Consider the following 11,232-nt stretch of genomic DNA (forward strand, 5'->3'; position numbering starts at 1 on the left):
GGAGGGGAGGGGACACGCGCGAGACCCCCCGGCGGTCCGTGATCGCCGGGGGGTCTCGCGCGTGCTGTCAGTACTGGAGGTCGAGCCGCTCGAAGCTCTTCACCTCAAGGAAGCTTTCGGCCCCGTACTGCTGCATCAGCGCACGGCTGAACGCACCCCCGGCTTCCCCGTAGTCGCCACGCTCAAGGGCATCGGCGGCAGCATTCGCACCCCCGAAGGGTGCGAGATCCTGCCCCCGGGTACCGGCCCCCTTGCTGTTGCTCTTGACGTTCACAGCCGCTTTCCAGCCGATGACCATCGTCTTACGCAACTTGTCCGCTGCCGCGCGCCGCTTCAACGCTTCCAGCACGCGAGTATCCTGCGGCCCCTTGCGCCCTCCGCGGGTTTGGCCGCTACCTCCCGTGACGAGCTTCCGGTATCGCTGTGCCGTTCGCATTGCTGACGCGCGCTTGATGGCTCCTCCGTTGGTCAAGTCGAGCGCTTCGACGATTTCGCGATTCGACTTCCCCTCTTCCACGAGGGAACGGAACCCGTCGCGCCAGTCGAACGAGTCCGCGAACTTCTGCATTTCCTCTTCGGGAGTCATCGCCCTACCGCCTTACGCAGTGCGCCGAATACGTCGTCCGCGCCGGAGTTCAGGATCTCGATTATGTCGGGGGTGAGTTCGCCGTACGCTTCGCGCTTCCACTTGCCCAACTGGCCGGACACCACCATCCCACCCGGGATGTCGTCCGGCGATGAAGCCGTGAAATACGCCGCATCCTTGAATAGCGCGAATGGGGTCCGCCCGGATGTCTCCCGGACCTTGTCGAGCGAGCGTGCCTGATTCCCCGCGGCGCGGTCCCGAACGTGTGCGCGCCAATCCGGCCGGAACAGCGGTGTCGCGTTGTACTGCTCCGACGCGAGCCACCCCCCGAGGAACGTGGCGTACATCGCCTTTACCGCGGCCAGTGCCGCCAGGTCGACGCTCGCGGTTCCGGTGGCGAGGTACGCCCGCGCGTCACGTGTGGCCCGGTACCACCTGTCCAACCACGGGTGCCCGTCCGTCCAGACCAGCCCCTCATCGACGCTTCGGACGAGTCCGCGATCAGCGAGGTATCGAGCGCCCGGGGCGGAGTACCAGTCATCCCCGTGTGCCACGAACGGCGCCACGTCGCCCGCTTCGGGTGCGACGGTCAGCCGGTAGTACGCCGGAGCTTTCGGCGAGATGATGACCCGCTCCGCGAGGTGGATCGGCCTTCCGGTGCCGAGCGGGATCGCTCCCGCGGCAGCGAGGTACTGCCCGTTGACGTCGTACCTGACAAGGAACCGTGCGGCCCGCTCTTCCGGGGTGAGCGGCCTGTACCACGTCGCCCGGGGGGTCGGAACAGGGTGGGAGATGTCCCCGATCCGCTCATCCGGGGGAAGCCGGCGAGGTGCACGCCCTTGCACCATCCGGAACAGGCGGTAGCCGGTGAGCCCCCGCCCCTCGCCCCAGACGAGACCCGGGCCGCCGGAGCCGGGTGCACCCTTGCTCGGGAACGCGGACCCGATTCGCGCGGCCACGTCGCCGATGAACGTGTCATCGGTCGGACCCTCCCACTCGACTTCCGCGAGTGTCCGGCGGAGCGACTCCAAGCCGGCCGGCGTCAGCTCCGGTGCCGTCCAAGCGGCCGGAGCTGGTGCGGCCGGAGCTGGTGCGGCCGGAGCTGGTGCGGCCGGAGCTGGTGCGGCCGGAGCTGGTGCGGCCGGAGCTGGTGGCTCGCATGACGGATGCGCTTGGACGTAGGCGCCAGTGGCATCGATGTAGACGCCGTCTCCCGGGACGTGGGGTGCCATCGGCTCACCGCACCCGAGGCATGGGCCGGTCGACACCTCCCCATTCGCGGCCATCGCGGCCTGTTCCGGGGTGAGTCCGAGTGCGTCCAAGGGAAGGGCGGACGGGTAGCTCATCCCGTGCTGCTCCGCCGACGCGAGTTCGGCCAAAGCTGGGTCCGGCGTCGGAGTGTCATCGCCACCGCCGGAGTCATCACCGTCTTGGTCACGACCTCCACTGTTGTTGGGCGCGTCGTCGTCATCGTCGGTCCACGCCATGATTCGGTGAAGGTCGAGAGACAGCGTCTTCTCCCGCCTCCCGTCCCAGATCGCGGCCACCCATGCTTTTTCGGAGTGGAGTAGGCCGTCTTTCGCGAGAATCCGCCGGAGTTCGGAAGCGTGAGGCATCGGCCAGTCGGTCGTGCCTGCGATGAGTTCGCAGAGTTCCGGCCACTCGGCAACCCGAACCCGCCAGGAGCCGGTGGGGAAATCGTTTTGAACTCGACCCGTGGCACCTTCCACGCGCCGGTGAATTGCCCCGAACGCCTTACCCGACGCTCGCCACAGGGACCCAGCTTCGGTGCTGTCATCGCTCGGACGTATCGGCGTAGCTATCCACCCAAAATCGTCCGAGTGATAGTCGGGAACATGCGGCGGGATAGCCGCACCTGTCGCATCCCGCATCGGACCGGAAAGGTGCATCGAACCGGCTTTCAGAAGCTTTCGAACACCTTTCACGAACAGAGTCACATAGTCGCGTGCGGCCTGCCGGTCGCCCACCATCCCGCATCGGGACGCCTGACGCGCCAGGATCTCCCGCACCGTCGCTTCGGCCTGCGCCACAAGGTGCCCGGTCGGGCCGAACCCGGAACGCTCGACAGCGTCTGTGAACAGGAGCGCGCCGGTCAGCATCGCCGCGCCGTTGTCCCATGCTCTGTTGTGGCCTACCCGTGGCCACCTGTCCATCGTGTCGAGTGCGCGCGCGTGTGCCCGTATCGGCATGTCGATGTCGGCCAGGACGTCGCGGATCATTCGCGCGTAGGCGCGCCGGACCGCGGTGACGTTCTGCGGCTCCTGTAGGAACGACAGGATGTCGATATTGACGGGCCCATCCATCCAAACAATGAGGAGCCGTGCCGCTTCTGAACCGTGCTGATCCACGTAAGGGAGTTCCTCCATCGTGAAATGGAGGCAGCATCGTGGATATAGGCCAGGGTTCAGCCCGTTACCCTCGCGGCGCCCCTTCTGTCCGCCGGACTGGTCAGCCATCTTGTCCGCGATAGCCGAAGCGGTAATCCAGTCTGCTCGGACTTCCGAGGCGGTTTGGTTTCCTGGGAACAGGTCGTCGACCGTCGCGGTACCGGAGCCGTAGTGGTAGAGCGTACGTTCCGCGCCTACCTTCGACGACGCGGCGTGCCGCATCTTCACCGTCGGGATGTGCGCACGGGCGCGGGTGGGCATGAAGCCCCGGGACTGCGCCGCGTTTATCAACCCGGACACGGCGCTTTTCCGTGATCCGGTTGTTCCGACGATTGCTGTGGCGAGGTGACGCAGGCCAGAGAGCCCCGCCCACGGGCCGTAACCGAGCTGGGCGAGGTGCACCCACCCGATAGCCGGATCGTCATGCAGCGACAGGAACAGAAACATCACGGCCACGTCATCGGCATAGGTCTCATCGGTTGACGGTTCCCCGATGCCGAGCACACGGAAAGCCTCTGCTTCCGCAATGTCCGGGTGCAGCATCGCGTACACCGTGTCATCGACACCGTCTCTGGTGAGTGCCGGTGCGCCATACCGGGTGTAGACCCACTCGCCCGATGGACGGCGTAGCGGCCCCTGAACGGCGTACGCCTGCCGGAGTTCGCCTCGCATCTGGACCGTGAACCCCATGGCCCGGACGGCTTCTCCGACCGCTTGCGGGCCCCGGGCTCCAATGAGTCCGCCGATACCGAGTGCGTGCGGCCACTGTGGCTCGCGTGTACGCATGTCCCGGTCGGTTACCTCGACTTCCCGCGGCTCAGCCCCGGGCGGTGTGTACCGCGTATGGAAGAGCGTCTCTACGATCTTTCCGGGGGCACGTTCCCGGTCGACATCACGGAGTTCTGTTTTTCCCGTGACCTCCATAGTCCCGGGGGCAATCTGGTATTCCTCCTGCTCTTTGTTCACCGCGAACAGGCCCGTTTCGCGCTGAAAGTAGGTGCGACCGTTCAGGGTGTGGCGTCCGCCGACCGGTGGGGCATCGTGGGAGACGTTCGCGAGGTGGGGACGGGTGCGACCGGCGACGCTCTTGCTCTCGCCGCTCCGGCCCGCTCCGACCTTGCGTGACGTCGTGCGTGACGAGGTGGGGCTGTCATCGTCCGCGGGTGGCTCGACAGGGTCCGGCGCACCGTCCATCGCGGCGAGGAGACGCGGGTCCTCCGCGGGGGCCGTCACTGGCCCACCTCGCCGGAGCTGGTACCCCGAACGGGGTGGGTGTCGTGGTGAGTTTCCCGGGACTCCGTCCGGGTGTCAGGCGCAGACGCGCGCGCGACCGTACGATTGGTGTGCACGTAGCACTCCAGTTCTCGTGAAGGGGTTCGGGGGTGTCCGGCCCGGGTGTTGCCAGCACCCGGGCCGCTTGCGTTTCAGGGCATCACGCCGCCCGCTCTCCGTCCCCCGCCTGCTGACGGGTTCGGGGTCGCCTGTCCTTGGCGCCCTGCGGACGGCCTGTGCGTCGGGGGGTGTAGTCCGCGACGTCGACGCCGGCCGCGTACGCGAGAGCGGCACGGATCACGAGACACGATGAAGCGTCCGCCGCCACATCAAGCTGTTGCATCGCGAGTAGGTAAAGATCGTCTGGGACCCTCGCTGATCGCGTTCGCGTCTGCATCTACCCCACCTCCTCTACAAGTCGCATGCGATTAGTTCCAACGCTCAGAGTAGCACTGACGTTCCGGGCGCGACGGACATCCCACACTGCGTGTCGCACCTCGCGGGCGCATCCCCCTGTCCACCTCCGATGTGCGACATCAGACTGTGGATGTTCACAACACAGGGGGTGGCCCGTGCCATGCGGATACTGATCTTCGCCAGTCAGAAGGGCGGCGTCGGCAAGACGACGTCGGCCCTCAACATCACCCACTTGCTTGCCGAGACGCTCGCCGCGCGCGTGCTGCTACTGGACACCGACCCCAACGGGGACTCCGCCAGGTGGGCGGACCGTGCGCGCGCGGCCGGCGTCCAGCTCCGCTTCGACTACACCGCCGAAACCGACCCTCGACTCTTGGGGCACGTCCGCGAGGTAGCCGAGTACGACGTGATCGTTGTGGACACGCCGGGCGCCCGGGAGTCCGCCGCACTGCTTGCCGTGGTGCGTCACGCGGACGCGGTCATCCTCCCGAGTCCACCCGCGGCACTGGACCTCGCAGGACTCGCCAGAACGGTCCGAGATGTGGTCCGGCCGTCTGGAGTGCCGTTCCGGGTTCTCCTCACCCGAGTGGACCCCCGGTCGATCCCCCGGGCGGAACAGGCCCGGACCGATTTGGTGGAACAGGGGTACGGCGTGTTCAGCACGATCATCCGGAGCTACGCGGCGCACGAAGATGCCGCACTGGCCGGAGTACCCATCGGGGCCTATCGCGGCCGGTACGCCAGTGAGGCCGATCTCGACTACCGCCGGGTGACGGCGGAGGTCATCCGCGACTACGTAACGGGAGACATCAGATGACACCGCCCGGACGCCGGAAGTTCCGGGACATGCTCGCCCCGGAGTCGGAGCCGGAATCGGACGCGACACCGACTGTCGAGCCGCCCGCCGCGCCGGAGTCCGTACCGCCTACTGGACAGGCCCCGCCGGAGCCGACTCCCGCGCGGCCGGCACCCACCCGCACCCGAAGGACCCCCGTTCGCTCGCAACCAAAATCCGGACATCCAACACCGAAAGTCGAACACCGAACCTCCGACTCTCCGACTTCTGAGGTATCGTCGACTCCAGAAGCACCGACCCTGCCGGACTTGCTGAGGAGGCGACGAGTGACCGTACAGACGGAGATCCCGCGGGAGCGGGTGTCCTACTACCTGAGCAAGCCGATCATCGATGCTGTCGAGCGGCTCACCCTCGAACTGTCCCTGGAACTGGGCAAGCGCGTGACCAAGGCCGACGTCGTCGACGGACTGCTGACACTCGGGCTCGACCAGCGCGCGAAGTTGGTCCGCGAGATCAGGAAGTCGAAGGGCCTGTAACCAGACGGGCCGCGCCCGGGATTGCCCCCCGGACACGGCCCTTGACCGACCCCCTCCACAGAAGGGACCCGACCCATGACAAACCTACGACCCCCCGACCACTGCGGATGGGGCGGCGGAGAGCTCGACCTCACCCCCGCCCCATCCGGATGCGACTACTGCATCCCCGCCAGCACGCCGGACGGCCGCTTCCACCACATGCCCGTCTCCCCCGACTCGGCCGATCTGGACTGGCTGCGCGGGATGGTTCGCGACATGGGCCGCGCGCTCGACGCGCGGGACTTCGTCCGCCTGGCCGCGCTCGTCACCGAAGCTCGCGGCGAGGTGACCCGATGAAGTTCCGTGTCGAGACGCAGAAGTACACCGACACCCACACCGTCAACGGCGAGTCCGCGCCGGTCACCCGTACCCGTCGCGTGGCCGTGCCGGTGCTCCCCCGGGACATCGACGTTATCGCCGTGCGCGGTGTCGTCGGCCTGGTGCTTGCGCTCACGTTGGTGTCCATCACGTGGTCGACGGTGTCCATCGCGCACCTGTTGAACGGCACGTGGACGGCCTACCTCGCCGGTGCGGTGTTCGACCTCGCGTGGCTCGCCACGCTCGGCATGTCGTTCATCGTCCGGTTCCGGCCCGACCGGCGCGCGACGGTGGACAAGATCGGATGGGCGTTGCTCGCGGTCACCGTGACCGCCATCGCCCTTGAGGGACTCCAGACCGGCGGTGTTGCCATGGCGTGCATCGGCGCGTCCGTCAGCATCGCGGCGAAGGTCCTGTGGTGGACCCTGAACCGCGCGACGGCCCCGGACCTGTCGCCGGACGACGCACAGTGGGTGGCTCAGCAGATCTCCCGTGCGTCCGCTCAGATGGCCGTGGCCGCGGTTCGCCGACAGGTGGCCCGGGTGGAAGACCAGGCAACGGCGCAGATGCTCGCGATGGAGGCATCGCGACGTCCCCCCATCGGGACGGACGTCGTCGGCCTGCCCGTGGGCGAGGCGGCCACGGTGGCGGACTCCCCCGCACCTCCCGCGGGACGTCAGGTCGACGTCCTGACCGAAGTCCGGCAGGTCACGGCCTTGTCCGCCCCCATGTTGAAGGACGCCCCGGACGTCCCGAAGGACAACAGGACACCCCGCGGGTCCAAGGCCCGACGTGTCCGTGAGCTTGTCGCGAACGGAGTGACCGACGTCCCCACGATCCGCGAGCGTCTCGCGGACTCCGGCGTGACGGTCGACCCCTCGCACGTCCGCCGGATCATCCGGGAGTCCCGGGCCGCGGCGAACGAGCCGAACCCGTACCTGTAGCCCGAGCTGCCCCCAGCAGCAGTGGAGCTGGTGACCGACGCCATCGGTCACCAGCTCCCGGAACACCCCCGCCGTTGCACCCGGAAGGGAACTGTCCCGTGACCATTCTCGCCGTTCTCGTTCTGCTCTTGGCCGGTATCCACCTCGCGGAGCGCGCCGCGCACCTCGCCCGCGCCGTTCTCGCCACGCTCCGCCGGCCCGTCGTGGCCCTGAGCGTCGCCTTGGTGCTCGTCTACGGCGAGCCGGTGCTCGCACACCCGGAGATGGTCACGGGCGCCTTGCTGGCGATCCTGGCCGCTCTCGCCGGTGTCGCCGGACTCGTTCACCTCGCCCGTACCCGCGGACCCCGCGTCGCCTGACCTCACCCACCCACGGCCCGATCCCCGTTTCGCAGAGAGAGGCAGCACCATGCAGGAAGCCGTGATCACCATCGCAGGGAACCTCGCCAACGACCCCGAACTCCGGTTCACCCCGAACGGCGCGGCCGTCGCGTCGTTCGTCATCGCCTGCACCGAGCGTCGCCGTGACCAGAACACCGGCGAGTGGTCGGACGGGGCGACGTCCTACCACCGGTGCACCGCGTGGCGGCAGACCGCGGAGAACGTGGATGCGTCGCTGCGTAAGGGCGACCGGGTGCTCGTGGTGGGCACTCTCCGCCAGTCGTCCTGGGCCGACAAGCAGAGCGGCGAGACCCGCTACGGGTGGGACGTCCAGGTGGACGAAGTCGCCGTGTCGATCAAGTTCCACGCGGCCCGTTCGCATCGGCCGGAGCGCTCCGGCGCGGCCGACGACACCAGCGCCACCACCCCGGGCGGCGGGACCGTGGTTCCGGCGCATCAGTCCTGATCATCCCGGTTATCCACAGACCGGACGAAACCCCTTTGCTCGGCGGGATCGGGCGCGTGACTCTTAGCAAAGACTCCACGCGCCCGACCCCTTGACCACGGGAGCACACCCCATGGCCCGACATGACCTTTCCACACGAACCCCCGCCCGGATCGTCGGGTGGCGCTGGATCTCCGGCTCGCCGCTGGACGGAGTCCCCCGCACCGATGCCACCTGGCTTCACCCGGCAACCACCGTCGTCCACCCCTCCGGCCGCGCGTACCGGTGGCAGCACCGGCCCCGGTGGCAGCGCGCCGCGCACCGCACCGGCGGCACCCTCGCCGCCCTGGGCGAGGCGTACGGGCAGATTGCAGACCCGACCCTGACCAGCTCCCTGACCGCCACCGTGGCCGTAGGTGGGCTGGTCTACGCGGGCAACCGGGCGCACCGCCGGTGGGTGCACCGCCAGCACCGGCGACGGCTCGTTCAGCCGCTCATGAAGTCGCTGTCCGGGCCGCTCCAGCTCCCCATCGGCGCATCGGCGGACAAGTGGCTCATCGTCCCGCGGAACCCCGCCAAGCAGGGCTCCATCACCCGCGTGAACCTCCCGGACCACTGGGTGGGGGAGGAGTACCAGCAACTCGCCGTACACCGGCTCATCGACCGATGGAGCAAGGCACCCATGGAGGTGTCCCGCGTCCACCTCACCAGCGCGCCGCGGTTCATGGAGTTCATGCCCACCCCCCAGCCCCCGGACGCGGTCGAGTGGGAGTCCTCCGACGACCCGTACGTGATGCACATCGGCGCCGGTCCCGGCAAGGCGCCCGTCTACGCGCGAACCGAGACGGACGTGCCTCACCTGGCCGTGGTCGCCGGTTCCGGGAGTGGCAAAACCACCACCCTGACCGTTCCCCTCCTGCACAACCGCGAGCATGGCGCGTTGGTCGACATCATCGATCTCAAGCGCATGAGCTTCACGGAGCGGAAGCCGGAACACCCGGACGGGATCGCCGGTGACCCGACCCGTCCGTCTCGGACCGTGTCCGGGGTGCGGATTCACACGACGATTGAGGGAGCAATTCGCGCGCTGGCGGAATTCATTGCATCGGCTACCGCCGTCGCGCTGATGCAGCAGGAGGGATATTCCACGGAGGACATTCCTGCTCGCGTGCTCATCATCGACGAATTCGGCTCGTTCGCCGGAGGTGCAAAGCAGTGGTGGACTGGCCCCGGTAAGCAGAAGAAGCAAAGCCCGGTCCCCTTCTGGCTTTACGTCACGCTGATGCAGGGGCGCGCGTTGGAACACCGGGTGGTGCTCGGCGCTCACCAATTGGCGCTCAAGCTATTCGGTGACACGGGGTCCGACGCTCGGGACCTGTTCTCCGGCCGGATACTCACCGGGACGTGCTCCGCTCAGAAGTGGATAACCACATACGGTCATGTGAAGAAGCCCGCGTGGGACGCGAGCATCAAGGGGCGCGGCACCTACGGTCCGCTTGGTGAAAGGCCGGATCTCTTCCAAGTCGCCTACGTCCATCCGGCCAGCGCGAACGCTCGACTCCGCGCGCTTCCCGAGGCACCGGAGTGGTTCGACGCCGGCCGGTGCGCCCCGTGGATTACCGAAGAGCACATTCGGGAAGTCGAAAGCTCCTACGGTGCCGGCCGGTGGGTCCGCGAGTGGGAGCACCTGTTCACCGAGGACGACGAAGAAGAGCAGGTGGAAGACGCGCGACCGGCCGCGAGTGGCTCGCTTCCCGCGGCGGAGGGGTGGGTGCCGGCCGTCACCGTGGGTGGCTGGACCCCGGACGTAACGGACTACGTGACGGTCACGCACGCGGACTCGACAGGGGACCCGTCCACCGACGATGACCGTGACACCCCGGACCCTGTCACGGTCCAGCCCGTGACAGCGGACACCGACGGTGACGGCACAGCGGAACGGATCACCCTCCCCGATGCGTGCCGGACGGGCGTGATCCCGCTCAAGCCGGGAACGGCCCGCGCGGCGAGAATGCGTGACCCGAAATTCCCGAAGGGGCAGGGAGAAGGGCGAGACCAGACCTACACGCCGGAAGAGTTGCAGGCGTGGTACGCAAACCGGATCGCCCAATAGTCGAGCGGGACCCTGACCCCGTTCCGCTCGATTGGTCCGGCAACAACGGTTCCCCGAAAGGCGGCATCGGGAAACCCGCACCGTGCGTCATCTGCCACCGCCCCGCAATCGTCCGGGCGCCGAACGGCTCCCCCTGCCACAAGACATGCGCCGAACAGCGCCCGGACATGCACGATCAGCTCAACGCCGGGAACCAACCCCGGACACGGCGGCGCACATCAGATGCGACACAGCCGGAAGCACGAACCCAATTCCTGTGACAGACCCGGGAGGGCATCCCGTGATCCGATTCCTGGACCCGGACGGAACACGATACGGCATTCCCACCTGGCCGTGGGGCATGGCGCCATCGGGGCTCTACACCCGGACTCAGCTTCGGGAAATCGGATTCCGGCCCACCTCTCCGGGGGACCCTGTCGGACAACTGATGTGGCGCTCTCGGCGCGGGGACGCTGGCGGGATTCGGACCGCGATTCTCTACCCGATCGGCCAGACGGTCCAGCGGACCGCCGCAACTTCTCGGCAGATGGCCGCGCTCGACCGCGCACACGCCGCACGGAAGATATGCCCCGACTGCCGAGAGAACGTTGGATACACGATCCCTACCCATCTCGGAACCTGCCTCGACTGCGCATCGCCGGACGAACGTCGGGCGGCCTGACAGACTCGCATCGTCACACCCACAGAGGAGAGTTGGACGTGAGGATCTTCGGCAAGGACCCCCGCGAGGAAAAGGTCAGCATGGAACTCCCGGAGGGAAGTGGCAGGCCCGAATAGACCATGAATCTTGAGCCCAAGCCTGGACAGTGCACGGCGTGCGCGGACACCGGAAGCATCGGATTCGTCTTCGGTGGCAAGGGTGGCCGCGTTCCCTGCCCCGACTGCAAGTAGATCGCGGAAGTAGACCCCCGTCGCACCATCGCCTCTCTCGCACCCCCGACTGGTTTCCTCTCCAGTCGGGGGTGTTGTGCGTCCGGG

Annotated in this window: 10 protein-coding genes; 8 read left to right on the forward strand and 2 right to left on the reverse strand. The window is 67.7% G+C overall.

From position 1 onward, the window contains the following. Positions 1 to 67: 67 nt before the first annotated feature. Both G6R24_RS13205 and G6R24_RS13210 read right to left on the reverse strand, forming a co-directional pair. Positions 68 to 586 carry a hypothetical protein gene (locus G6R24_RS13205; RefSeq protein ID WP_163549552.1) on the reverse strand — a complete coding sequence of 173 codons (519 nt, stop codon included), beginning with the start codon at positions 584 to 586 and terminating at the stop codon, positions 68 to 70. Beyond that, a complete protein-coding gene (locus G6R24_RS13210) occupies positions 583 to 4,227 on the reverse strand; it encodes a hypothetical protein (protein ID WP_163549553.1) in 3,645 nt (1,214 codons plus the stop codon). The genes G6R24_RS13205 and G6R24_RS13210 overlap by 4 nt, the downstream gene beginning before the upstream one ends. A gap of 616 nt (positions 4,228 to 4,843) precedes the next feature. Between G6R24_RS13210 and G6R24_RS13215 the strand changes: the two genes are divergently transcribed. From G6R24_RS13215 to G6R24_RS23730, 8 genes are all read left to right on the forward strand, one after another. Next, a complete protein-coding gene (locus tag G6R24_RS13215) occupies positions 4,844 to 5,500 on the forward strand; it encodes a ParA family protein (RefSeq protein WP_050803845.1) in 657 nt (218 codons plus the stop codon). Positions 5,501 to 5,805: 305 nt separating this feature from the next. Beyond that, positions 5,806 to 6,015 carry a hypothetical protein gene (locus G6R24_RS13220; RefSeq protein WP_013878179.1) on the forward strand — a complete coding sequence of 70 codons (210 nt, stop codon included), beginning with the start codon at positions 5,806 to 5,808 and terminating at the stop codon, positions 6,013 to 6,015. Positions 6,016 to 6,090: 75 nt separating this feature from the next. Continuing rightward, positions 6,091 to 6,351 carry a hypothetical protein gene (locus G6R24_RS13225; RefSeq protein WP_163549554.1) on the forward strand — a complete coding sequence of 87 codons (261 nt, stop codon included), beginning with the start codon at positions 6,091 to 6,093 and terminating at the stop codon, positions 6,349 to 6,351. Beyond that, positions 6,348 to 7,316, forward strand: coding sequence for a hypothetical protein (locus G6R24_RS13230; RefSeq protein WP_163549555.1), 969 nt, complete (start codon positions 6,348 to 6,350; stop codon positions 7,314 to 7,316). The genes G6R24_RS13225 and G6R24_RS13230 overlap by 4 nt, the downstream gene beginning before the upstream one ends. Positions 7,317 to 7,414: 98 nt before the next feature. Further along, positions 7,415 to 7,675 (forward strand): hypothetical protein, encoded by a 261-nt coding sequence (locus G6R24_RS13235; protein WP_163549556.1) that lies wholly within the window; start codon positions 7,415 to 7,417, stop codon positions 7,673 to 7,675. 61 nt (positions 7,676 to 7,736) lie between these two features. Continuing rightward, positions 7,737 to 8,162: a single-stranded DNA-binding protein gene (gene ssb / locus G6R24_RS13240; RefSeq protein ID WP_225438474.1), complete on the forward strand. Its 426-nt coding sequence runs from the start codon at positions 7,737 to 7,739 to the stop codon at positions 8,160 to 8,162. 112 nt (positions 8,163 to 8,274) lie between these two features. Next, positions 8,275 to 10,254 carry a hypothetical protein gene (locus G6R24_RS13245; RefSeq protein WP_163549558.1) on the forward strand — a complete coding sequence of 660 codons (1,980 nt, stop codon included), beginning with the start codon at positions 8,275 to 8,277 and terminating at the stop codon, positions 10,252 to 10,254. A gap of 145 nt (positions 10,255 to 10,399) precedes the next feature. Beyond that, positions 10,400 to 10,915 carry an RRQRL motif-containing zinc-binding protein gene (locus G6R24_RS23730; protein ID WP_338083906.1) on the forward strand — a complete coding sequence of 172 codons (516 nt, stop codon included), beginning with the start codon at positions 10,400 to 10,402 and terminating at the stop codon, positions 10,913 to 10,915. Positions 10,916 to 11,232: the final 317 nt, after the last annotated feature.

Origin of the sequence: Candidatus Frankia nodulisporulans (assembly GCF_902806475.1) — a bacterium.
Lineage (GTDB): Bacteria > Actinomycetota > Actinomycetes > Frankiales > Frankiaceae > Frankia > Frankia umida.